General features: G+C 73.6%; 19 protein-coding genes. 9 read left to right on the top strand and 10 right to left on the bottom strand.

Features of this window, described 5'->3' with window-relative positions:
• Window positions 1–64: 64 nt before the first annotated feature.
• The 3 genes from DV20_RS11520 to DV20_RS11530 form a co-directional block, all read right to left on the bottom strand.
• On the bottom strand, window positions 65–694 hold the full coding sequence (locus DV20_RS11520; RefSeq protein WP_235190791.1) for a hypothetical protein: 630 nt from the start codon (window positions 692–694) through the stop codon (window positions 65–67).
• Window positions 695–844: 150 nt separating this feature from the next.
• Window positions 845–1375 carry a SigE family RNA polymerase sigma factor gene (locus DV20_RS11525; RefSeq protein ID WP_043779235.1) on the bottom strand — a complete coding sequence of 177 codons (531 nt, stop codon included), beginning with the start codon at window positions 1373–1375 and terminating at the stop codon, window positions 845–847.
• 137 nt (window positions 1376–1512) lie between these two features.
• Complete coding sequence (locus DV20_RS11530; RefSeq protein WP_043779236.1) at window positions 1513–1719, bottom strand: hypothetical protein; 207 nt, start codon at window positions 1717–1719, stop codon at window positions 1513–1515.
• 343 nt (window positions 1720–2062) lie between these two features.
• Here DV20_RS11530 and DV20_RS11535 point away from each other — a divergent pair, with 343 nt between their 5' ends.
• Window positions 2063–3541: a non-reducing end alpha-L-arabinofuranosidase family hydrolase gene (locus DV20_RS11535; protein ID WP_043779238.1), complete on the top strand. Its 1479-nt coding sequence runs from the start codon at window positions 2063–2065 to the stop codon at window positions 3539–3541.
• A gap of 53 nt (window positions 3542–3594) precedes the next feature.
• Here DV20_RS11535 and DV20_RS11540 read toward each other — a convergent pair whose 3' ends face one another.
• Window positions 3595–4344 carry a DUF899 domain-containing protein gene (locus DV20_RS11540; RefSeq protein WP_084093424.1) on the bottom strand — a complete coding sequence of 250 codons (750 nt, stop codon included), beginning with the start codon at window positions 4342–4344 and terminating at the stop codon, window positions 3595–3597.
• 177 nt (window positions 4345–4521) lie between these two features.
• Window positions 4522–5355, bottom strand: a complete 834-nt coding sequence (locus DV20_RS11545) for a universal stress protein (protein ID WP_043779241.1) — start codon at window positions 5353–5355, stop codon at window positions 4522–4524.
• 212 nt (window positions 5356–5567) lie between these two features.
• On the opposite strand from DV20_RS11545, the gene DV20_RS11550 reads away from it, so the two are divergent.
• The 4 genes from DV20_RS11550 (at window position 5568) to DV20_RS11565 (ending at window position 9642) form a co-directional block, all read left to right on the top strand.
• On the top strand, window positions 5568–6164 hold the full coding sequence (locus tag DV20_RS11550; protein ID WP_043779243.1) for a DoxX family membrane protein: 597 nt from the start codon (window positions 5568–5570) through the stop codon (window positions 6162–6164).
• Between the two features lie 67 nt (window positions 6165–6231).
• A complete protein-coding gene (locus tag DV20_RS11555; RefSeq protein ID WP_043779249.1) occupies window positions 6232–7269 on the top strand; it encodes a zinc-dependent alcohol dehydrogenase family protein in 1038 nt (345 codons plus the stop codon).
• A gap of 313 nt (window positions 7270–7582) precedes the next feature.
• On the top strand, window positions 7583–7993 hold the full coding sequence (locus tag DV20_RS11560; protein ID WP_043779250.1) for an ArsR/SmtB family transcription factor: 411 nt from the start codon (window positions 7583–7585) through the stop codon (window positions 7991–7993).
• Window positions 7990–9642 (top strand): SulP family inorganic anion transporter, encoded by a 1653-nt coding sequence (locus tag DV20_RS11565; RefSeq protein ID WP_043779252.1) that lies wholly within the window; start codon window positions 7990–7992, stop codon window positions 9640–9642. Before DV20_RS11560 ends, DV20_RS11565 begins: the two co-directional genes overlap by 4 nt.
• A gap of 182 nt (window positions 9643–9824) precedes the next feature.
• Here DV20_RS11565 and DV20_RS11570 read toward each other — a convergent pair whose 3' ends face one another.
• Window positions 9825–10460 carry a CBS domain-containing protein gene (locus tag DV20_RS11570; RefSeq protein WP_043779253.1) on the bottom strand — a complete coding sequence of 212 codons (636 nt, stop codon included), beginning with the start codon at window positions 10458–10460 and terminating at the stop codon, window positions 9825–9827.
• 297 nt (window positions 10461–10757) lie between these two features.
• Window positions 10758–12452 (bottom strand): sensor histidine kinase, encoded by a 1695-nt coding sequence (locus DV20_RS11575; RefSeq protein ID WP_051735903.1) that lies wholly within the window; start codon window positions 12450–12452, stop codon window positions 10758–10760.
• Between the two features lie 174 nt (window positions 12453–12626).
• Between DV20_RS11575 and DV20_RS11580 the strand changes: the two genes are divergently transcribed.
• The 3 genes from DV20_RS11580 (at window position 12627) to DV20_RS11590 (ending at window position 16322) form a co-directional block, all read left to right on the top strand.
• On the top strand, window positions 12627–13625 hold the full coding sequence (locus DV20_RS11580) for an Acg family FMN-binding oxidoreductase (protein ID WP_200876397.1): 999 nt from the start codon (window positions 12627–12629) through the stop codon (window positions 13623–13625).
• Between the two features lie 73 nt (window positions 13626–13698).
• Window positions 13699–14487 (top strand): hypothetical protein, encoded by a 789-nt coding sequence (locus DV20_RS11585; protein WP_043779468.1) that lies wholly within the window; start codon window positions 13699–13701, stop codon window positions 14485–14487.
• 386 nt (window positions 14488–14873) lie between these two features.
• On the top strand, window positions 14874–16322 hold the full coding sequence (locus DV20_RS11590) for an arabinofuranosidase catalytic domain-containing protein (RefSeq protein ID WP_084093425.1): 1449 nt from the start codon (window positions 14874–14876) through the stop codon (window positions 16320–16322).
• 204 nt (window positions 16323–16526) lie between these two features.
• On the opposite strand, the gene DV20_RS11595 is transcribed toward DV20_RS11590, so the two are convergent.
• The gene (locus DV20_RS11595) at window positions 16527–17513 is read right to left on the bottom strand and encodes an alpha/beta hydrolase (RefSeq protein WP_043779254.1); all 987 of its coding nucleotides are present in this window, start codon (window positions 17511–17513) and stop codon (window positions 16527–16529) included.
• Between the two features lie 118 nt (window positions 17514–17631).
• Between DV20_RS11595 and DV20_RS11600 the strand changes: the two genes are divergently transcribed.
• Window positions 17632–20397: a helix-turn-helix transcriptional regulator gene (locus tag DV20_RS11600; RefSeq protein ID WP_043779255.1), complete on the top strand. Its 2766-nt coding sequence runs from the start codon at window positions 17632–17634 to the stop codon at window positions 20395–20397.
• Between the two features lie 6 nt (window positions 20398–20403).
• Here the strand turns inward: DV20_RS11600 and DV20_RS11605 are convergent, their stop codons facing one another.
• Window positions 20404–22152, bottom strand: a complete 1749-nt coding sequence (locus DV20_RS11605; RefSeq protein WP_043779257.1) for a thiamine pyrophosphate-dependent enzyme — start codon at window positions 22150–22152, stop codon at window positions 20404–20406.
• Complete coding sequence (locus tag DV20_RS11610) at window positions 22149–23753, bottom strand: MFS transporter (protein ID WP_051735904.1); 1605 nt, start codon at window positions 23751–23753, stop codon at window positions 22149–22151. Before DV20_RS11610 ends, DV20_RS11605 begins: the two co-directional genes overlap by 4 nt.
• Between the last annotated feature and the right edge of the window lie 24 nt (window positions 23754–23777).

Here is a 23777-nt window from a genome sequence, read left to right on the forward strand (position 1 = left end):
ACCTCGCTCGCCTGACCGGGAGGGCCTTCCGGAAGTTTCGGAATGGCTTTCCGCTTAGTGCAGCCTACGCGGTGAAGCCACCGTGGACCGTGTGGGCGCCGTCGGCGGCGGTGGCTCGCACGCGGTAGCTGTCGGTCTCGGCGCGGCGCACGCCCGCGGCGTGGTTGTACTGGACGGCGAAGACCTGCTGCGCGGCCGGGATCGTCCGGCCCGGCTTGAGCTCCCAGCGGTACACCACGGCGCCGTCGCTCTCCCGCGCGGTGACGGTGAAGTCGTCGGCGGGCCCGGTCTGCCACTGCCCGGTGCTCCGCACGCCGCCGGTCTGCGTGATGCGCACTTCCACGGCCAGCGCGGTCAGGGGCCGGCTGCTGGCGAAGGTCAGGGTGCTCCGGGCCCAGTAGATCGTGCTGTGCGGGTCGACGGCGCCCTCCGCCGACAGCGGCCCGTCCGAGACCCGGTTGCCGGCCGGGGGCGGGGTGCTCGACGACGGCCGGCCGGTGGTCGTCCGGTTCGGGCTTCCCGTGGCGGGCGGCGGCACCGGACCGGTCGTGACGGAAGGCGGGGAGCTGGGCGCCGGGCTCGGGACGGCGAGCGTGGTCTCGCCGTCCGGGCGCGCCGGCGCGGCCGGGACGCTTCCGGCGACGGCGAAGCCGGCGACGGCCAGGACGCCGGCCGCGGCGGAGCCCGCGAGCACCACCTTGGGCCAGGACCTCGCGATGCCCGGCCGCCGCCGGGGGGGGGGCGGTGGTGCCGGCCATGCCCCGGTGCACCCGGGCCAGCATGCGGTCGCGGTCGGGCTGGTGGGCGCCGGCGGCCTCGCGCAGCCGCCTGCCGATCTCTTCGTTCACCGGGTGCCCCTCTCCGTGGCCAGGTCGCCCGCCGCTCGCGCACCGAGCAGCCGTTCCAGTTCGGCCAGTCCCTTGGAGGTTTGGCCCTTCACCGCGCCGACCGAGATGCCCAGTGCGCGCGCGGTGTCCTTTTCCGACAGGTCGAAGGCGTGCCGGAGGACGACGCAGGCCCGCTTCCCGAAGGGCAGCCGGTCCAGGGCCGCCCGCACGTCCACCACGGCGGCCACGTCCGGGCCCGCCACCGGCTGCGGGTCCCGCGACCAGAACAACGCGACCCGGCGGCGTTCGCGCGTCGCGCCGCGGACGCGTTCCCGGGCCAGGTTCGCCACGACCCCCCGGGCGTACGCCAGCGGGTGCTCGGCCTCGCGCAGCCGGTCCCAGCGCTGCCACAAGGCGACCAGGGCGTCGGCCGCCAGGTCGTCGGAGACGTCCGCTTCGCCGGTCAGCAGGGAGGACAGCCGCCCCAGCTCGGCGTAGTGCCGTTCGAAGAAGTCGTGGAACTCCGCCGACGTGTCATCGAGGAGCATCGGTCCCGGCTGTCCTCTCCCTGCCCGAGCCCCCGTCCGAGGCGGCAACCTACCAGTGGCGACCCGCGGCCGGCCGGCGCGGACGCCGGTGATGACGCCGGAGCCGGCACTCCCGCCGTACTGCTGCCGGTCGTCATTCACCCGTGTCCCGGCGCCGCCGGTTCGGCGGCGCTGCCGGCTTTCGCCAGGTTCCACCGCTGATCGGAGTCGTCCCGCGTCAGCACCAGCGCGGGAACCACCAGCGCGGGCACGCCCACCGCCAGGGCGATCGCCGCCCGGCGGCCACGGTGGTACCGGCGTCCCGGTGGCACGGCACCGGCGTGCCGGGCCCTGGTCTTCGTCAACGCAGCACTCCTCGGGTCCGCCGGGCCGGCCCGTCCCGGCCTCGGCTCTGCCCCCCAGTTGCCGCCGGGCGCGGAAAGGTTGCCGCCGGGCCCGGAAGACCGGTCCGCCCTCCGCGACGCCTCGGCGGGGCCCGTGTTTTCCCGGGCGACTTCCTCCGAAAACCTTCCCGTTACACCTTGACGCGGTCGACGCCATCGTTCACAGTCCACTGGTGCGTTCAGGCGCACCGCCCGTCGGCTCCCCGTCCCCCTCCAAACCCCCCTGTTCGAGCCCGCCCCTTGGGGGAAAATGTTAACGCTAACACTGCACGCCGGCGGTCCCCGTCGAGGAAAGGAAGTTGCTATGTCGGTTGGGTTTTCGCGCACCGCGCGGTGGCGCCGCCGGTGGCGGCCGGGATCGGCCGTGGCGGCGGTCGTGGCGGTCGTGGCCGGGCTGCTCACGATGGCCCCCGTGTCGGCGTCGGCCGCCACAGTGGACACCAGCGCCTGGTACGTGCTGCTGAACCGCAACAGCGGCAAGGCCCTCGACGTCAGCGGCGCCTCCACCGCCGACGGCGCCAACCTCGTCCAGTGGACCCGCACCAACGCCACCAACCAGCAGTTCCAGTTCGTGGACGCCGGCGGCGGCTACTACAAGCTGCGCGCGCGGCACTCCGGCAAGCTCGCCGACGTGCTGGGCGCCTCGGTCGCCGACGGCGCGAGCGTGGTGCAGTGGACCGACAACGGCGGCACCAACCAGCAGTTCAGCCTGGCCGACTCGGGCAGCGGGTACGTCCGGCTGGTCAACCGCACCAGCGCCAAGGTGGTCGAAGTGCAGGGCGCCGCGACGGCCGACGGCGCCAGTGTGGTGCAGTACGGCGACTGGAACGGCGGCAACCAGCAGTGGCAGCTCGTCCAGGTCGCCGGGGGCAGCACCACCTGCACGCTGCCGTCGACGTACCGCTGGTCGTCGACCGGCCCGCTGGCGAACCCGAAGTCGGGGTGGGTCGCGCTCAAGGACTTCACCAACGTCGTCTACAACGGCAAGCACATCGTCTACGCCACGACGGCCGACACCTCGAAGAGCTGGAAGTCGATGAGCTTCAGCCCCTTCACGAACTGGTCCGACATGGCCACCGCCGGCCAGAACACGTTGACCATCGGGGCGGTCGCGCCGACGCTGTTCTACTTCGCTCCGAAGAACGTCTGGGTCCTGGCCTACCAGTGGGGCGGCCCGACCTTCTCCTACCGCACCTCGAGCGACCCCACCAACCCCAACGGCTGGTCCGCGCCGCAGACCCTGTTCACCGGCACCCTCCCGGTCGGGGCACCGCTCGACCAGACCATCATCGGCGACGACACGAACATGTACCTGTTCTTCGCCGACGATCTCGGCAACATCTACCGCGCCACCATGCCGATCGGGAACTTCCCCGGCAGCTTCGGCTCGAGCTTCACGAAGATCATGAGCGACACGGCGCAGAACCTGTTCGAAGCGGTCGAGGTCTACAAGGTCCAGGGCCAGAACCAGTACCTCATGATCGTCGAGGCGCAGGGGCGGAACGGGCGCTACTTCCGCTCGTTCACCTCCGGCAGCTTGACCGGTTCGTGGACCCCGCAGGCCGCGACCGAGAGCAATCCCTTCGCGGGCAAGGCCAACAGCGGCGCCACCTGGACCAACGACATCAGCCACGGCGACCTGGTCCGCACCAACCCCGACCAGACCAAGACCGTCGACCCCTGCAACCTGCAGCTGCTCTACCAGGGGCGTGACCCGCGCTCCGACGGCACGGAGTACGTCCTCCTGCCTTACCGCCCCGGCCTGCTGACGCTGCAGCGCTGACCGTGGCGTGCTGATGACGCGGCGGGCTCGGTACCAGGCCGAGCCCGCCGCCGTCAGGAGGCGCCGCCCGCCGACGTGCGGGCGTGCGCCTTGGTGGCGGCCACCTTTTCGTCGAGGCGTCCCTCCCACGGATCGGTCCCCGTGTCGTACTCGTCGTGCCGCCGCCACCACTCGTACGCCCGGGTCCGCGGATACCCCTCCGGCGAGTCCTCCCACTCCTCCTGCCGCCCGAACGCGGTGAGGTCGAGGTAGCTCCAGGTGCTGCCCAGCGCCTCGTCACCGCGGTGGTTGACGAAGTACGTGCGGAACACCCGCTCGCCGTCCCGCACGAACGCGTTGGTGCCGTGCCATTGGTCCACCCCGAAATCGGCGTCGAAGTCGTCGGTGAGGGTGTACCAGGGACTGTCCCAGCCCATTTCCCGCTTCAATCGCCGGATGTCCGGCTGCGGCGCCCGCGACACGCGCGCGTACGTCGTGCCCCGGGCGTTCAGGTGCGCGAGGTGGCCGACCTGGTCGGCCATCATCGAGCAACCGACACAGGCCCGCTCGGGCCAGCCGTGCACCCCCGGCTCGAAGAAGAACCGGTAGACGATCAGCTGGCGGCGCCCTTCGAACAGGTCGAGCAGGCGCACGGGCCCGTCCGGCCCCTCGAACCGGTAGTCCTTCTCCACCGCCATCCACGGCATCCGGCGCCGCTCGGCGGCCAGCGCGTCGTGCGCGCGGGTCTGGGCTTTTTCCTTGACCAGCAGCCTCTGCCGGGCGGCCTCCCATTCGGGGGCGGGCACCACCGGGGGCACGTTCATCGCGCGTTTCCTCTCGATTCCGGATCCTCGTGGCCGGGCGGCCGGGGCCGGTGCCGAGCGACGCCCGCACCGGCCCGCTCGTCCGGGCTTCTCTTGGACTCCGCCGGCGGGCGAAAGGAATCGCCGGGGCCAGGAGCGGCGCTCCGGCGACCGCGGCTGACCGCGCCGGATGGGGGGCTACTTCGCGGGCGCGCGGGCGACGACGACCGGGCAGAGCGCGGAGGACATCAGCGTCTGGCTCGTCGAGCCGAGGGCCAGGCCGCCGAAGCCGCGGCTGCCGACCACCAGCAGCTGGGCCCGGTCGGCGAGGTCGAGCAGCCGCTCGGCCGGGCGCCCGGGCCGCACGACGCGGTCGACGACCACGTCCGGGTACTTCTCCGGCCACCCCGCCAGCCGCTCGGCGAGCAGTTCCTCCGCGGCGGCGGTGGGTGCCTTCCCCCGAACGCCGGGACGGCAGTGGAGCGCGATCAGCCGGGCCCGTCGCCAGGACGCCTCTTCGAACGCGATCGCGATCGCCTCTTCGCTCGCCGGCGTGCCGTCGACGCCCACCACGACCGGCCCCTCGGCGGGTGGCTCGTCGTCGCCGGCGTGCGGCCGCACGAGGATGACCGGGCACCGCGCGTGCGCGGCCAGCGCCACCGAGACCGATCCGAGCAGGATCCGGCCCAGCGGGCGCAGGAAGGGCGTGCCCAGCACGACCATCGCCGCGCGGTGCGACTCGTCGAGCAGCGCCTCGGCGGGCCGCTCGGGCCGCAGCGCCGTCTCCACCCGGACCTCCGCCGGAACTTCCCGGACGGCATCGGCGAGCATCCGCACGCCCTCCTCCGCGGCCACCTCCAGCAGCTGCTCGTGCACCGGGTCCGAGCGCGGGTACGGCCCGGGCAGGTCCGGCAGCGCGTGCACCAGACGCAGACCCCGGCCTCGTTCCCGCGCCGCACCCGCCGCCCAGCGGAGCGCGGTGAGCGCTCCCGCCGAGCCGTCCACGCCGACCACCAGCACCGGCTCGCTCATCCGATTCCCCTTTCGTCGCCGGTGAAGTCAACCGGCGGACGCCGCTTTCCGCGCGAGGCTTCCGCCCCGCTTCGCGGGGACTTCGGTCCCTTTCCCCCCGATCCTCGCGAACCGGCGCCCAAGGGCCTCGTGACCGGGGACCTTCGGCCCCATCCCCCGGCGCCGCGACGGCCGAGACTGAGCCCAGCACCGAAAGAACGGAGGTTTCCCCCATGTCCATCCGACCGGATGAAAAGAAGACCACCTCGGGTCACCACACCACCGAGCCGGCCCCACTCCCCGACTTCACCGCCGGGCACACCACCGCCGGGAAGTCCCTGGCCGTCCTCCGCGTCGCCACCGGGTTCGTCTTCCTGTGGGCGTTCCTCGACAAGCTCTTCGGCCTCGGCTACGCCACCCCGTCGAAAGGCGCCTGGATCGGCGGCGGCTCCCCCACCAAAGGCTTCCTCAGCGGCGTCCACGTCGGACCCTTCGAGTCGACGTTCCACGCCTGGGCCGGCACCTGGTGGGCCGACACCCTGTTCATGCTCGGCCTCGCCGCCATCGGCATCGCCGTCACCGCCGGCATCGGACTCCGCCTCAGCGCCGCCGCCGGCACCCTCATGATGCTCCTCATGTGGACCGCCGAATGGCCCTTCGCCCTCAGCACCAGCACCGGCGAAGCCACCCACTCCACCAACCCCATCATCGACTACCACCTCGTCTACGCCCTCGTCCTCATCGCCCTCGCCGTCACCGCGGCCGGCAACACCTGGGGACTCGGCCGCCGCTGGGCCACCCTCGTCGGCGACCGCACGTGGCTGCGCTGAAGAACGAACCCGCACCACAGGCGCCCGCCGGCCGGCGGGCGCCCTTTCCCCTGTGGGAGGTAGGAAAATGAAGGCATTCGTGTACGACGGACCGGGCCGGCGCAGCTGGACCGACCACGCCGACCCCGAACTCGCCGCGCCCACGGACGCCATCGTCCGGATCGACGCGGTCACCATCTGCGGCACCGACCTGCACATCCTGAAAGGCGACGTCCCCGAGGTCGAACGCGGCCGGATCCTCGGCCACGAAGCCGTCGGCACGATCACCGAGACCGGAACCGCCGTAACCACCGTCAAACCCGGTGACAAGGTCCTGGTCTCCTGCATCTCGGCGTGCGGCCGGTGCGAGTACTGCCGGCAGGCGGCTTACGGCCAGTGCCTCGGCGGCGGGGGCTGGATCCTCGGCCACACCACCGACGGCGTCCAGGCCGAATACGCGCGCGTCCCCTTCGCCGACACCTCGACGTACGTGCTGCCGTCCGGGGTCAGCGACGAGTCCGCGCTGATGCTGGCCGACATCGTCCCGACCTCCTACGAAGTCGGCGTCTCGAGCGGCGGTGTCAAGCCGGGCGACACCGTCGTGCTCGTCGGCGCCGGACCGATCGGCCTGGCGGCGATCACCAACGCCCAGCTCTTCTCGCCCAGCCGGATCATCGTGGTGGACAAGGAACCCGCCCGGCTGGACGCGGCGAAGTCCTTCGGTGCCGACGTGCTCGTGCAGCCCCGTGACGCGGCGGCCGCCGTCGCCGAAGCGAGCGACGGGCTCGGCGCGGACGTCGCCATCGAAGCGGTCGGCGTCCCGGAGACGTTCGAACTGTGCACAAAACTGGTCCGCCCCGGCGGGCACGTGGCGAACGTCGGCGTCCACGGCGCGCCGGCGACCCTGCACCTGGAAGAACTGTGGATCAAGAACGTCACCATCACGACCGGACTGGTCGACACCTCCAGCACGCCGATGCTGCTGCGCATGCTCGCGGCGGGCCGCATGGACACCAGCCGGTTCGTCACCCACCGGTTCGGGCTCGACGACATGGACGAAGCTTACGACGTCTTCGCCCACCCGCAGGACAGCAACGCGTTGAAGGTCGCGCTGTTCCGCAGCTGAGCGCACGCGGCGGAGGAAACAGTCCGGTGTGGACATCGCGTCGGGGACGGCCGGCCACCGGGCAGTGCGCGTGCGCGATGACCGTGGCCGCCGTGCCCCGAGCAGCATGTCGGCACCGGCGCCGAGCACCCCGACCCCGTAGTACACGCCGGCGAGCTGGAGCCCGTGCACGGTCCTGAGCGCCGGTGTTCACGGCGGTGGCCGGGCCGGTCGTCAGGCCGCGCGCGCATCGCGGTTCCACGGCGGACCACGGCGGGGCCGCCGGCCGCCGTGGATTGATGGATTGATAGAGTCATCAATCCAGGAGGTGCTCATGCCCGCGAGATCCCGCACGACAGAGCCGCTGTACCGGATCAAGGCCGACCTGTTCAAGTGCCTGGCCCACCCCACGCGGATCCAGGTCCTCGAGGTGCTCGCCGCCGCCGGGGACGAGGGCGCGCCGGTGACGCGGCTGCTCGAAGTGACCGGCTGCGAGGCCTCCCAGCTGTCCCAGCACCTCGCCGTGCTGCGCCGCAGCCGGGTCGTCACCTCGTCGCGCACCGGCAACGCCGTCGAATACTGGCTCGCCGAACCCCTGGTCGCCGAGCTGCTCGTGGTGGCACGGGCGTTTCTGATGGCGGGCCTGCGCCCCGGCTCGGAGCAGCTGCGCGCCGCGCGCGAGCTGCCGCCGCTGCCCGGCGCGAGTCCCCAGGCCGTGCTCGACGCGATCGCGGCCCGGGTGTGAACGCCCGCGATCTGCTGCCGGGCCGCGGCGACTACGACTTGCGCGGGCCCGTGCTGCGCGCGGACCTGCTCGCCGGGCTCACCGTCGGCGTCGTGGCGCTCCCCCTGGCCCTGGCCTTCGGGGTCAGCTCCGGCGCCGGACCGGCGGCCGGGCTGGTCACCGCCGTCGTGGCGGGGATCGTGGCCGCGGTGTTCGGCGGCTCACCGGTCCAGGTGTCCGGGCCGACCGGCGCGATGGCCGTGGTCCTCGCCCCGATCGTCGCGGCACACGGCGCGTCCTCGGTCGCCCTGGTCTCCGTCCTCGGCGGCCTGGTCGTGCTCGTCGCGGGGATCGCGCGACTGGGCCGGCTGGTCGGCTTCCTGCCCTGGCCGGTCGTCGAGGGCTTCACGCTCGGCATCGCCTGCATCATCTTCCTGCAGCAGGTTCCCGCGGCCGTCGGCACGACCGCGCCGGCGGGGAAGAACCCGCTCCTGGCGGCGGCCGGCGCCGTCGGCCACGCCGTCACCGGCGGCACCGCGGCCGTCTGGACGATCGCGACCGTGGCGCTGGTGGCGGTGCTCATGCTGTTGCTGCCCAGGCTGCACCGCGGGATACCGGCGTCCCTGCTCGCGGTCGCCGTGGCGACCGTCGTCGCCGAGGTCGTCCACGCACCCCTGCCGCGGATCGGCGGTCTGCCGAGCACACTGACCCCCACGCTGCCGTCGTTCACCCTCGGCGCCGTCGGCGACCTGACCGGCGCCGTCGTCGCGGTCGCGGCGCTGGCGGCGATCGAGTCCCTGCTGTCCGCGCGCGTCGCGGTGACGATGACCCGCGGCGGCCCCCCGGTCGGGCCGACCCGCCCCGACCGCGAACTCGTCGGCCAGGGGCTGGCCTCGATCGCCAGCGGCCTCTTCGGCGGCATGCCCGCCACCGGCGCGATCGCCCGCACCGCGGTCAACGTCCGTTCCGGTGCCCGCACCCGGCTCGCCGCCGTCACGCACGCCCTGGTGATCCTCGCGGTCATCTACGCCGCCACCGCGCTCGTGTCCCGAATCCCGCTGGCCGCGCTGGCGGGGGTGCTCATGGTCACCAGCCTGCGGATGGTGCCGCTGCCCACGATCCGCGAGGTCGTCCACGCGAGCCGGTCCAGCGCGGCTACCTTCGCCGTGACCGCGCTGGTGACCGTCGCCGCGGACCTCATCCTCGCCGTCGAGATCGGCCTGCTCGTCGCCGCGTTCTTCGCCCTGCGGCACCTCGCCGGCGCCGCCCACGCCCGGCGGGACCCGCTTCCCGGCCCCGCCACCCCCGGCGACGAGCACATCGCGGTGTTCGGCTTCGAAGGCGCCATGTTCTGGGGCGCCTCCGAACGTCTCCTCACGGAAATCGCCGGAACGGCCGGCGACGTCCTCGTCGTCGTCCTGCGCCTGTCCCGGCTGCACCTGCTCGACGCCACCGGCGCCAGAGCCCTCGGCGAAGCGATCGAAGAACTGGAAGCCCGCGACATCACCGTGCTGGTCAAGGGAATCCGGCCCCACCACCGCCACCTGCTGACGGCCACCGGCGCCCTCGGCAAGCTCCGCCACGAGAACCACCTGTTCACCGACCTCGACGACGCCGTCGCCCACGCCCGATCCCACGTGATGTGGGCGACGGAGGCGGCCCGGGGGTGACCGGCTTTCGCCCGCAAGGCCCGGTCGCGACGCCGAGCCGGTGGTGCAGCGAACGCCGTGCCGCCGCCGGTGACGAGCCGACCTTGTTCGCCGGAGCCGAAGGGGATTCGGTCCGGGGCCGGGGACCTGCGATCTTTCGCGCCGCCGGCGCGGGCAGCACGGTCCTCGTGGCCGGCTTCGGCTCAGGCCACGTCGTTCCAGACGTAGTCCAGGCGGTTGCGGACCTCGACCACCCCGGACAGCTCGCGGATCAGCCGGGTCACCGGGTCGATGTCGCTGCGCCGCTCGACGCGCCCGACGACCGTCACCACACCGGCCCGCACCTCGACGCCCACGCGGTCCGGCCCGAGGTTCAGCGTGTCGCGCAGCACCCGCTCGGTGACCTCGCGCTCGAGCTCGGCGTCGCCCCGGGTGAACACCCCGACCAGGTCGCGCCGCGCCAGTACGCCGGCCACCTTGCCGTCGCGCAGCACGAACAGGCGGCGGACGCGGGTGTGGGCGAACATCGCCGCGGCGACGGCGAGCGGCTCTTCGGCGTCGATGGTGACGGCCGGGCTGGTCATCAGGTCCTTCGCCGTGCACGCCGTCGCCTTGCGGGCCAGCCGGCGGTCGCGCCACCGCGGTTTCGGGTCGTCCCACAGGTGCGGCAGCAGGTCGGCTTCGGAGACGACGCCGACGAGCGCGCCCGTCTTGTCGAGGACGCCGACCGCGCTGATCCCGTTGCCGGTGAGCAGCTGGGCGATGTCCTTGAACGACGTCTTCGTGGAGACGGTGATCGGATCGGCGGTCATCACCGCGGACACCGTGCTGATGGTCATGTCGACTCCTCCGGTCGGGGCTGTGCGGAGCAGACTTCCGCGGTTCCCGTGCGTCCCGACGGTAGGTCCAGCGAAGGGGTGGTCGCTGCGGTCGTTCGTCCCCGCGTCCGGGGACCTTCGGCAGCCACCCCGGCCCCCGCCGCGGCCCGCCCGGAGTTGTACCGGCGCAAGCCCTCGCCACGACGGTCCTCATCGGCGCGTCCGGCGGCCTGCTGATGGCCGCGACCACTTCGGCGGTGACCGCGGTCGCCGTCCGCCGTCTTCCCGGTCTTCGCTGAGCCGCCCGGTCGTTCCGGCTCAGCGCAGCGGCGCCGTCCATTCCACCTTCAGGCCGCCTTCGGGACCGCTGCCCAGCGTGAACGCGCCGCCGACCGCCGCGGCGCGGTCGCCGAGGTTGCCCAGTCCGCTCGGCGAGATGTCCTCGGCCAGTCCCTTGCCGTCGTCGACCACCAGGATCCGCAGCAGATCGTCCTTGACCGCGACCGAGACCGAGACGGTCGAGGCCTCCGCGTGCCGCACCGCGTTGCTGACCGCCTCCCGGACCACCGCTTCGACGTGCTCCGACAGCTGGGTGGGCACGGTGTCGATCGGGCCGGACATGCTGACCGTGGGCTGGAGCGGCGCGTCGTCGGTGAGCTCGGCGATGGCGTCGTGCAGCCGGTGCCGCAGCCGCAGCCCCGTCTCCCCCGCCGCGCCGCCGTGCAGGTCGAAGATGGCCGTGCGGATCTCCTGCACGATCTCGTGCATCTGCTCGATGCTGTCACCGAGCCGCTTCTGCAGCTCCGGGGACTTCGTCCGCCGCTGCGTGCTCTGCATCGACAACCCGACCGCGAACAACCGCTGGATCACGTGGTCGTGCAGATCACGGGCGATCCGGTCCCGGTCCCCCAGCACGTCCAGCTCCCGGGCCGCCCGCTGCTGCGCCGCCAGCTGCAACGCCAGCGCCGCCTGATCGGCGAACGACGCCACCACCGACAGCTGAGCCGACTCGAACGAGCCCGCCCCCACCTCCCGCGCCGCGATGAGCACCCCGGTCGTCCGGTCCCCCGCCCGCAACGGCACCACCAGCGCGGGCCCGAACCGGTGCTCACGCAACGCCAGCTCGGGCACGCTGCGCGGCGTCCGATCCCGGTACACCGACCCGGGGACGCTTTCTTCGAGGTCGACGTGGGTTCCCGACAGCTCCGCCGCGCGGGTCCCCGCGCAGACGGTGATCGTCAGGTCGTCGACGTCCTCGCCCCAGTCCTCGTCGACGTCCAGGCGCCCGGAGTTCGGCAGGGCCAGCATCGTGATCTCCGAGCCGGTCAGCTCGAGTGCCCGGCTGGCGATCAGGTTCAGCGCCTCGACCGGGTCATCGCCGCCCAGCAGCTCGGTGGTCACCTCGCTGGTCGCGGCCAGCCACTGCTGCCGCACCTGCGCCTGCTCGTAGAGGTGGGCGTTCTCGATCGCGATCCCGGCGGCCGCGGCGAGTGCCTGCACCACGACCTCGTCGTCGTCGGTGAACTGCTCCCCGCTCTTCTTCTCGGTCAGGTACAGCCGGCCGAACACCTCGTCCCGCACCCGCACCGGCACCCCGAGGAACGAATGCATCGGCGGGTGGTGCGCCGGAAACCCGACCGAGGCCGGGTGCGCGGAGATCTCCTCCATCCGCAACGGCTTCGCCTCGTCGATCACCACGCCCAGCACCCCGTGCCCGGTCGGCAGATCACCGATCAGCCGTCGGGTCTCGTCGTCGATGCCGACGTAGACGAACTCCGACAGGGAACCGTCCTCGGCCAGCACCCCGAGCGCCCCGTACTCGGCCTCGCCCAGCTCCATCGCCGCCTGCACGATCCGCCGCAACGTCGCATCCAGCTCCAACCCCGACGCCACCGCCAGCACCGCGTCGAGCAGACCGTCCATCTTGTCGCGCGTACCGATCAGCAGCTCGATACGATCCTGCAGGTCACGCAGCACCTCACGCAGCCGCAGGCCCGACAACGTGCCCGCCATCCGCCGGGGGCCGGGTCCGTCCCCGGTGATTTCGCCTACTGACACGCTGCCCGGAACCTCCGCGTCGCTCGCGCCACTGGTGACCTTTTCCCCTTTCCCAGGCCCGGCGACCCGAGAGATCGTCGCGATGAGCCTTCCGAACACAGTGTGCCGTGTCGCGGCGCGAGGGAAAACATGACATCAGCTATCAGGCCGATCGGTCTCCTGGACTCCGACCAGGTGAAGTCGGTGATCAGCGCCGCCACGCTGGCGCCGTCGACGCACAACACGCAGCCCTGGCGGTTCCGCTGCACACCCGCGGGCCTCGAACTGCACGCGGACCCGGGACGCGGGCTGCCGGTGGTGGACGCGGACGGCCGGGAACTGCTGCTCTCCTGCGGGGCCGCGCTGTTCAACCTGCGCACCGCCATCCACGCCCTCGGCGCCCACCCCGCGACGACGCTGCTTCCCCGCCGCGACGACCCGGCCCAGCTGGCCCTCGTCCGGCCCTTCGCCGCCCGCAGACCCGACCGGCGGCTCGTCCGGCTGGCCGACGCGATCCCGCGCCGCCACACCAACCGCACCCCCTTCGAGACGACCGCCATCCGCGCCTCCGTGGTCGCCGAGCTGCGCCACGCCGCCGAAGCCGAGCAGGCCTGGCTGCCCCGGCTCGACGCGGATCAGCTCGGGCAGCTCCGCGAACTGGTGCAGAAGAGCCACCAGGTCCAGCTGGGCAATCCGGAGTTCCTCGCCGAATGGCGGTACTGGACCGGACGCGCCCGCCACAGCCGCGACGGCGTCCCCGCCTACGCGGCCGGCGCGATGCCCGCCGACGACGGCGGCTGGATCCTCCGGGACTTCGGCACCCGGCGCGGCCCCCGGCGCGGCCGGATCGACGAGGACGACCCGCTGGTCGTGGTCATCGGCACCTTCGACGACACCCGCCTCGACCAGCTCCGCGCCGGGCAGGCCATGCAGCGGGTCCTGCTCACGGCCACCGCCGCCGGCCTCGACGCGTCGTTCATCTCCCAGCCGGTCGAAGTCCCCGCGGTGCGTGCCGAGCTGCGCGAACTGCTCGGCGGCGGGTTGTGGCCGCAGATCGTGCTGCGGCTGGGCCGGGGCACGCCGGTGCCGTGGACGCCCCGCCGGTCCCTGGCGGACGTCCTGCTCGTCGATGCGCGGGTCGGCGAGTAGCCGCCAAACCCGGATGACCTCGCTCCCGCCCGCCGTTAGTCTCCTGTGGACGAGGGAAACAGGGGGAGTGATCGTGTCCAGCCACTTCGAGGCGATCGGGATCGGTGTCACCAGCGAGGACGAGTTCGCGGAGAGGGTGGTCTCCCTGATCGGCGCGGGCACGGCGCGGCCGATCACCCCGAAGACCAGCGAGCACGTCTGGACCGATCCCTCCGGCGCCCGCTTGGTCGCGCAGGTCCGCGGCGGCGAGGTCGAGTTCCTCCTGCCGAGCCTGGCCGGCACGACGCCCGCGGTACCGGTGCGCAACGTCCGTCTCGTCGACGACGAAACCGCGATGCTCGAGCTCCTCGACGGCGTCGACGGGCAGCTGGTCTGTCCCGTCGCGGTGGAGCTGGAGGACCGAGCGGTCCTCGCCCACGCCGGCGGACGGCTCGAGACCGGATCCCTGGTGCTGGCGGCGCTGGCCGAAGAGGTCACCGTGCACGCCGACGCCGAGGCGTTCTACGCCGCTCAGGACGACGACATGCCGAAGTTCGCCGCCGACCACTTCATCCCCTCCGGCAGTTTCCCGCTCGCGGACCCCGGCCCCGGCTGGACGCCCTCCGCCCACGCGCTGTTCGCCGGCGAGGTCGTCGAAGCCAGAATGCCCGTGAACACCGTGACCGGCACGACGTTCCACCGGATCCGCGTCCGCACCATCGCCGCGATCGAACTCGGGGTCGCGATCGCGCCCACCGTCCTCGAGCGGCCACCCGCGCCCGGCAACATCGTGACCGGGACGTTCTTCCTGACCGGGAATCTGGGACTGCGGCCCCCCGACCCCGCGGAGAACCCGCGGAAGCGGCGCTGGTTCCGGCGGTAGCCGGACCGCGCCACCGCCGGACACGCGAGCGCGACCTGATCGTGGTGTCCCTCAACGAGCGGGAGCGCACCTTGGACCTGGTGGCCGGCGTGGGCTCGCGCTGAGGCGATCGGCCGGACGGGCCGGGCGCCGGGCGGAGCGAGGCCGCGAAGGAGCCGGGCCCACGGCTGGGAGGGCGCACACCCCGCACCCCGAGTTCAGCGAACCGGTTCGACACACCCACTCCTGAGGTCGCCGACGGGCCCGCCCCGGCACCCGCCGTGAAACTTTCCGGCCCGAGCCGCAGGTCGGAGCCACAGAGGCACCATGCCGTTGACCGACCGCCGCCGGAGTCGTAGCGTCCGGTCGAACCGGTTCGACCGACCGCACGGAAGGTATCGACGGGTATGACAAGCCGATACGGCCATCTCGCCGCAGCCGCCGCCACCCTCTTCGCGCTGGCCGTCGGCGGGGGAACGCCCGCCGCGCAGGCCGCCACGACCGGACCATGCGACATCTACGCCGCGGGCGGTACGCCGTGCGTGGCCGCGCACAGCACCACCCGGGCGCTGTACGGCACGTACAACGGTCCGCTCTACCAGGTCAAGCGCTCGTCCGACAGCGCCGTGCGGGACATCGGCGTGCTCAGCGCTGGCGGTGCGGCCGATGCCGCCGCCCAGGACTCGTTCTGCGCCGGCACCCGGTGTCTCGTCACCGTCCTCTACGACCAGTCCGGCCGGGGCAACCACCTCACGCAGGCGCCTCCCGGCACCTGGCCCGGCCCCGCTCCCGGCGGGTGGGACAACCTCGCCGACGCGACCGCGGCCCCGATCACCGTCGGCGGGCACAAGGCGTACGGCGTCTTCATCGCGCCCGGCACCGGCTACCGCAACAACAAGACCAACGGCGTCGCGACCGGTGACCAGCCGGAGGGCATCTACGCGGTCGTCGACGGCGTCCACTACAACAACTGGTGCTGCTTCGACTACGGCAACGCGCAAACGACCAACAAGGCCGACGCGCCCGCCATCATGGAGACCGTCTACTTCGGAGCCGACCGGCAGTGGGGTTACGGGGACGGCACCGGTCCCTGGGTCATGGCCGACCTGGAGTGGGGCCTGTTCTCCGGCGTGAACGCAGGCCACAACCCGAACCCGAGCGTCAACCACCGCTTCGTGACCGCCGTCGTCAAGGGCGAGCCGAACCACTGGGCCATCCGGAGCGGGAACGCGCAGTCGGGTGGCTTGTCCACCGTGTTCGACGGGCCGCGGCCCAACGGCTACCACCCGATGAAGAAGCAGGGCGCGATCCTCCTCGGCATCGGTGGCGACAACAGCGTTTCCGGCGCCGGCACCTTCTACGAAGGCGTCCTGACCGCCGGCTACCCGTCGAACGCCACCGAGGAAACCGTGCAGGCCAACATCACCGCCGCCGGCTACGCCCCGCCCGGAGGCGGCAACCCGCAGCAGGGCGTCCAGATCGCGGGCAGCGGGTCCGGCCGGTGCGTCGAGGTGCCGAACGGGTCCACCGCCAACGGCACGCAGGTGCAGCTGGCGGACTGCCGGAGCGTCGACGCGCAGCGCTGGACCTACACCGCCGACCGGAAGCTCCAGGTGTACGGGACCAAGTGCCTCGACGCCACCGGCCAGGGCACCGCCAACGGCACGCGGGTGATCATCTGGGACTGCCACGGCCAGGCGAACCAGCAGTGGACCGTCGGCTCGAACGGCACCATCACCGGCGTGCAGTCCGGACTCTGCCTGGACGCCGACGGCGGCGGCACCGCGGCCGGCACCAAGATCATCCTCTGGCCGTGCCACGGCGGCGCGAACCAGCAATGGACCCTGCGCGGGTGACAGCCGAGCGGGCCGCGCGTCATGTCGACGAAGGGTCGCGCGTCATGCGGCACCCCATCCGGGCGCGGCGGCGGGAACGCGACCCGTAAAGTCCACAGTGGCCGGTCCCGCCGCGTCGGCGCCGCGTGTTGCTCGTGGCCGGAGTCCGGCCGCCTCCGGGGTACGGGCGGTCGCCGACGACGCGGTGACCGGGGGTTCCGGTGGTCACCGCCCCCAGAGCGCGTCGTGGAGGAAAGTGCCGCCCTGGTGGACGGCCGCCCGGGCGGCCGGGGTGTCGCGGAGTGCCCTGAGTGAGACGAAGTCGTGCGTGGTGCCCAGGTAGCGGGTGGCGGTGACCGGCACCCCGGAGCGCCTGAGGTGCCGGGCGTACTGTTCGGCTTCGTCGCGGACGACGTCCGCCTCGGCGGTGATCACCAGGGCCGGGGGCAGGCCGGACAGGTCACCCACGTCGGCGCGCAGCGGCGCCGCGGTGGGTTCGTCGAGGTCGCCGGGCCGGCCGGCGTATTCGTGCCAGTACCAGCGCGTCTGGCCGCTGCTGAGCAGGTAGCCGGTGGCGAACCGGCGGTGGGATCCGCTGCCGCAATCCGGATCGGTCAGCGGGTAGTACAGCAGCTGCGCGCGGATCCGGGGTCCGCCGCGCTGCTTGACGAGCATGGTCAGCGCGGTGGCGAGGGTGGCTCCGGCGCAGTCGCCCGCCACGGCCAGCCGGGACGCGTCGAGGTCCAGGCCCCCGGCGTTGCCGTCGATCCAGTCCACCAGGGCGTAGCACTCTTCGAGGGCCACGGGATAGCGCGCCTCGGGAGTGCGCGTGTACTCGGGCACGACGAAGGCCGCCCCGGCGATCGTGGCGAGGTCGCGGACGAGCCGGCCGTGCGTGCGGGCCTCGCCCAGCATCCAGCGTCCGCCGTGCAGGTAGACGACCACCGGAAGCAGGCCGGTCAGGTGGGCGGGCCGGAAGAGCCAGAAGCCGACCGGGCCCTCGGGCGTGATCGGCGCGATCGCGAATTCGGCGGGGACCGCCTCGTCGCCGGTCGTGTCGTCCTGGGCTTCCAGCAGGGCGAGCCGCCCGTCGTCCGGGCCGAGCTGCTGCAGGTGCGGTGGCGTGGCCGAAGCCCGGACGTAGCGTTCGACCACGGGGTCGAGGACCACCTCGCGCCCGGCCGCGCCGTTGTCGTGCGGGTCGACTCCCATTGCCTCACCTCCGGGTGATCTTAGGACATCGGACACAACCGCCCGTCCACCTCGCCGGGACGGCGGAACGGCTCGGCTACAGTCGCCGCGGCAGGCACCGCGAGCTCGGAGGACAAGGGTGGATCTGTTCGGCCGGGACCACGAACTCGCCACGGTGCTCGGTGTCGTCGTCCACGCGCGCACCGGCCCGCGGGCCCTGCTGGTGCTCGGCGACGCCGGCGCGGGGAAGACCGCGCTGCTGGACGCGGCGGCCCGCCGCGCCGCGGAAGCCGGCTACCGGCTGCTGGCCGCGCAGGGCTGCGTCGCCGAAGCCGAACAGTCCTTCTCCGGCCTGCACCAGCTGCTGCGCCCGGTGCTGCCCGCGGTGGCCGGGCTGGCCGCGCACCTGCGGGAGGCGGTCGAGGTCGCGCTGGGCACCAGGCCCGCCGCGGGCGCCCCGGACCCCGCTGTCCTGCGGCTCGCGGTGCTGACGCTGTTCGGCGCGCTGGCCGCGGAGCGGCCGCTCGTCCTGCTCGTCGACGACGTCCAGCTGATCGACGACGACTCCTGCGACGTCCTCATGTTCGTCCTGCGCCGGCTCACCACCGAGCGGCTGGCCGTGGTGCTGGCCGCGCTGGGGCACGCCCGGCCGGTCCGTGTGGACGCGGCCGTGCCGGCGCTGACGCTGGAGCCGCTGTCCGACGCCGCGGCGGCCCGGCTCGTCGACTCCCTGCCCTCGGCGCCGACGGGCCGGGTTCGGCTCGAGGTGCTGCAGCAGGCGGCCGGCAGCCCACTGGCGTTGCTCGAGCTCGCCCGGGCCGCCGCCCGCGGCGGCACCTCCGTGCTGCCCGGCCGGCCGCTGCGCGGCGATCGGCGCCTGGCGGCCGTGTACGCCGGCCGGCTCGACGGACTTCCGGACCGCACCCGGCGGCTGGCCGTGTACGCGGCGGCGGCCGACGGCGCCGGCCTGGCCACGACGATGGCGGCCGCCGGGGTCGCCGACCTGTCGGCCTGGACGCCCGCGGAGGAGGCCGGCCTGCTCACGGTGGCCGCCGGCGGGGTGGCGTTCCGGCACCCGCTGGTGCGGGCCGCGGCCTACGAATCCGCGCCCGCCGAGCTGCGGGCCCGCGTCCACCGCGATCTGGCCGCCGTGCTGCACGACGATCCCGAGCGGCGGGCCTGGCACCTCGCCGAAGCCGCGATCATGCCGGACGAGTCCGTCGCGGCGGAGCTGGAGAAGGCGGCGGAACTCTCGCGGCAGCGCGGCGGCATCTACGCGGCCGCCCGGGCGTGGGAGCGCGCGGCCGAGTGCACCCCGGACCCGGGGGATCGGGCTCGCCGCTACGCGCGGGCCATCCACGAGGCGGACAACTTCGGCGACCCCGTCTGGATCCGAGAGCTGCACGACCGGATCGTCCGGCTGACCGATGATCCCGCCCTGCTCGGCGTCGCCGCGGCCGGCGCGGGACACGCGCTGTCGCTGTCGGCGCACCAGCGCGAGGCGTTCGACCTGCTGCACGCCGCCCTGCTGGAGCACGGACCCGGCGACGGCGGCACCGCGCTGGCCCTGCTTTCGGTTCTGGCCGCCGTCGCCGTGCAGTCCGGCCTGCCGCGGCACCGCGCCGTCGTGGCCGAGCTGCTGGCCCGGCCGGAAGCCGGCGACGACGGTGCCCCGGACGGGCTCCTGCCCGCCGCCGCGCGGCCCGCGGTCCGGGAGAACATCCTCGTGCAGAGCGACCCCGCCGGACAGGCCGTGGCGCTGTTCCGCCGGGCCGGCGCGGCCGTGCACCGGACGCTCGACGGTCCCGCCGAGCTGGTCCGCCTGCTCTGCCTCGGTTCCGTGTCGTGGTTCGCCGACGAATCGGACGGGTGCGTGACGGCGTTCCGCCAGGTGTTCACCTTGCTCGGTGCGCGGCGGTCGCACGGCATGGTGGTGATGTGCGGTCCGGCGTTCACCTCCGCGCTGATCGCCACCGGACGCTGGACCGAGGCCGGCGAGCTGATCGAGGAGCTGCGGGAGTGCGCGGCCGTGCACCACCTGCGGTACGTCGCCGTCGACGCCGAGGCGTTGCACGCCGAACTGACCGCCCTGCGCGGAGAGCCGGGGGCGGACCGCGCGGCGCTGGACGCGGCCTGGCCGTCGATCGACCTGACCGAGAACCTCTTCACGCACCTGCGCCTGCGCCGCGCGGCCGGGCTGGCCGCGCTGAACGCCGGGGACGTCCAGGCCGCCCACCGGCACCTGCGCGAGCTCTTCGCCGCGGACGGGACCCCGCACGACGCCTTCCTCTCCAGCCGTTCGGTGGCCGACCTCGCGTTCGCCGCCAAGCTCACCGGTCACGGTGCCGACGCCGCCGAGGTGGTCGCGGCGGTGCGGACGCGGCTGGGCGAGCACCCGAGCGTCCGGATGCGGTTGCTGTTGCACCGCGCCGACGCGCTGGTCGCCGAGGCCACGGCGGGCCGGGCCGCCGAGGTCGAGCGCGGCTACCGGCTGGCGGTCATCGACCCGGCCGGTGAGCAGTGGCCGCTCGAGCGGGCCCAGGCCCGGCTGGACTACGCCCGCTGGCTGCGCCGGAGACGCCGTCCGCTCGACGCGCGGCCGCTGTTCACCGCGGCGCTGGAGACGTTCACCCGGCTCGGGGCCGCCGGGCTCGCCGACCTGGCGCGCGGCGAGCTGCGGGCCAGCGGGGCCGCGATCGCCGGCCCCGTCGAGGCCGATCCCCTGGAGGCCCTGACCTCACAGCAGCGGGAGATCGTCCGGCTCGCGGCACGCGGGCTGCGCAACCGGGAGATCGCCGAGCAGCTGTTCCTGTCCCCCCGCACGGTCGGCTCCCACCTGCACAACGCCTACCCCAAGCTCGGGATCAGCGGCCGGCACCAGCTCCGCGATCTGCTCGACGGCTGACCCGGCTCAGCGCGGGATGTTGCGGAGGTTCCGGCGGGCGAGCTCGTAGACCTGCCCGATGCCGCCGCCGAGCACGGTTTTCCCCAGCGAAAGGGCGAATCCGCGAGCCTCCTCGAGCGTGACGTGGGACGGCACCTCGAGGGCGTCGGGTGTGGTGACGACGTCCAGCAGTGCCGGGCCGTCGTGGGCGAGCAGGTCCGCCACCGCCGCGCGCAGGTCGGCCGGGTCGGTGACGCGGCGGGCGTGGAACCCGGCCGCGGCGGCGAGGGCGGCGTAGTCGACCGGGTCGTGGTCGGTTTCGAACGGCGGGTCGCCCGCGACCATCATCTCCAGCCGGACCATGCCGAGGCTGGAGTTGTCGAACACGACGACCTTGACGGGTAGCCGGTGGGTCTTCACGGTGAGCAGCTCGCCCAGCAGCATGGCCAGCCCGCCGTCGCCGGACAGCGACACCACCTGCCGACCGGGCGCGGCGATCTGCGCGCCGATCGCCATCGGCAGGGCGTTGGCCATGGACCCGTGCACGAACGAGCCGAGGATCCGGCGCCGCCCGGTCGGGGTGAGGTAGCGGGCGGCCCAGGTGCAGCACATGCCGGTGTCGACGGTGAAGACCGCGTCGTCGGCGGCGGTCTCGTCGAGGATCCTGGCGAGGTACTCGGGGTGGATCGGGCTGCGCTGCCCGTGGTCGCGGGTGTAGGTCTCGATCGAGTGCGCCAGCGCGCGCTCGTGGCGGTGCAGCAGGTCGTGCAGGAACCGGCTGTCGGTCCGCCGGTCGAGCAGCGGCAGCAGGGCGCGCAGGGTGGCGCCGACGTCGGCCGCGACGCCCTGCACCAGCGGGGTCCGGCGGCCGAGACGGGCGGGGTCGATGTCGATCTGGATCGTGCGGGCACCGGGCAGGAAGTCGTCGTAGGGGAAGTCGGTGCCCAGCATCAGCACCAAGTCCGCTTCGTGCAGCGCCCGGTAGCAGGCGCCGTAGCCGAGCAGGCCGGTCATGCCGACGTCGAACGGGTTGCCGTGCTGGAGCACGTCCTTGCCGCGCAGCGTGTGCCCGATCGGTGCCTGCAGGTGCTCGGCCAGGGCGAGCACCTCTTCGCGGGCGCCGGCACAGCCGATCCCGGCGAAGATCGCGACCTTCTCCGCGGCCGCGATGTGCCCGGCGAGGACGCGGAGTTCCTCGGGCGCGGGCACCGGCACCGGGCGGCCGCGGACGAGGTCCCCGAGCACCGGGGTCCCGGCGCTGTGGCCGGCGAGCACGTCACCCGGCAGCACCAGGACCGCGGCCCCGCGCCTGCCGACGGCGTTCTGGATCGCCAGCCGGGACACGCGCACGAGCTGGTCCGGCCGCTGCACGGCCTCGCAGTAGTGCGCGGTCTGCGTGAACAGCGCCTTGGGGTCGGTCTCCTGGAAGTAGCCGCTGCCGATCTGACGGGACGCGATGTGCGAGGCGAGCACGAGGACCGGCGCGCCGGACCGGTGGGCGTCCATGACGCCCTGCACCAGGTGGGTGTTGCCGGGCCCGCAGCTGCCCGCGCAGACGGCCAGCCGCCCGGTCAGCTGGGCTTCGGCGGACGCGGCGAAGGCGGCGGCCTCTTCGTTGTGGACGTGCACCCAGTCGATGCCGCCGGCGGCCGCGCCGCCACTGCGCCGGATGGCGTCGCTGAACGCGTTGAGGCTGTCGCCGACCAGGCCGTAGATCCGGCGGACGCCGGCTTGGACCAGGACGTCGACGAGGTCGTCGGCGGCGGTACGGGTCACGTTGGCTCCTCGGCCTTCTTGACGGGGTGCAGGCGGAACAGGTGCGCCACCTCGGCGGCACCGTCGGTGTGCTGCTCGACGCGCTCCTGGACGCGCTGGTCGAGCCCGGTGAGGCGCTGCTCGTGCTGCCGCCGGTGCTCGTCCCAGGACGCGACGGTGTACTGCTCGACGTGGACGGCTTCGTCGCGGGCGTCGCGGTAGAGCGCCCAGCCGGTGCCGCCGGTGCGCAGCCGCGTGTTGCGCAGGTCCGCCATCGCGGTCACGAAACCGGCCCGCTCCTCGGGCCGCACCCGGTAGCGCAGGGACACCAGCACCGGTGCGGTTTCGACGTCCGGCGCCGGGGTGACACCGGGGTCGGGCCAGTAGGACACGGTCTCCCGGCCGGTCGTGGCGACGTCGAGCAGCGGCCACCGGGGCACGGTCGCCGCCCCGGCGAGCAGCAGGACCCCGGCGACGACGAACGTGGTGGCCAGCCCGAGCGCGCTCGACACCACGCCCCACAGCGCCGCGCTCCCGGCGAACGAGGTGAACAGCACCAGCTGGTAGATCGACAGCGCCCGGGCGCGAACCCAGCCGGGCAGGAACGCCTGCGTGGCGGCGTTCATCCCGGCGATCACCGCGATCCACGCCGCGCCGGTGGGCACGAGCACGGCCAGCACGAGTGCGGGTGACCGGACGGTGCCGACCACGACCATGGCCACCCCGAACACCAGGCCCGCCCCGGCGACCAGCCACGACGCGCTGAGCCGGCGCCGCAGCCGCGGCAGGACGAGCGCGCCGCCGACCGAGCCGATCCCGGCCGCACCGAGCAGCAGGCCGTAGCCGGTGGCGCCGAGGCCCAGCCGGTCGTGCGCCAGCGGGGCCAGCAGCGCCCACAGCACGTTGGCGGGCACGGCGAACACCACCAGCCGGAGGAGGATGCGCCGGACCACCGGCGCGTGCCGGACGTACCGGCCGCCCGCTTCGATCCCGGCGAGGAACGCCTGCCGGGCGGCGGGCGCACGGGCGGGGGACGGCGAGCGCAGCAGCACCAGGGCGAACACCACGAACGTCACGGCGTTGAGGGCGAACAGGCCGCCGACGCCGAGCCGGGTGACGAGCAGGCCCGCGATCGCGGGCCCGGCGGCACGGGCCAGGTTGACCCCGACCGAACTCAGCGCGGCCGCCTGGGCGAGTTCGCCGCGCGGCACGAGGTCGGGGACGAACGCCTGGTACGCCGGCAGCTGGGCGGCCGAGCCGCAGCCGAGCAGGAAGGTGAACACGAGCAGCAGCACGGGCGTCGTCGTGCCGGTGACCGTGAGCACGGCGAGGGCGGCACCGGTGGCGACCTGGAACGCCTGGGTGCCGATCAGCAGCCGGCGGCGGTCGGCGAACTCGGCCACCACCCCGGCCGGCAGGGTGAGCAGGAGCACCGGCAGGCTCGAAGCGCTTTGCACGAGCGAGATCACCAGCGGGCTGCCGTGTTCGTCGACCAGCAGCCACTGCGCGCCGACGGTCTGCATCCAGGAGCCGATGTTGCTCACGAAGGAGGCGATCCACAACGCCCGGAACGCGCCCCGGCGCAGCGGCGCCCAGGTCGACGTCTCGGTGGACGCGGTCATGAGGCTCCCTTCGCGGTGGCAGGG

The sequence above is a fragment of the Amycolatopsis rifamycinica genome (assembly GCF_000695625.1).
Taxonomy (GTDB): Bacteria; Actinomycetota; Actinomycetes; order Mycobacteriales; family Pseudonocardiaceae; genus Amycolatopsis; species Amycolatopsis rifamycinica.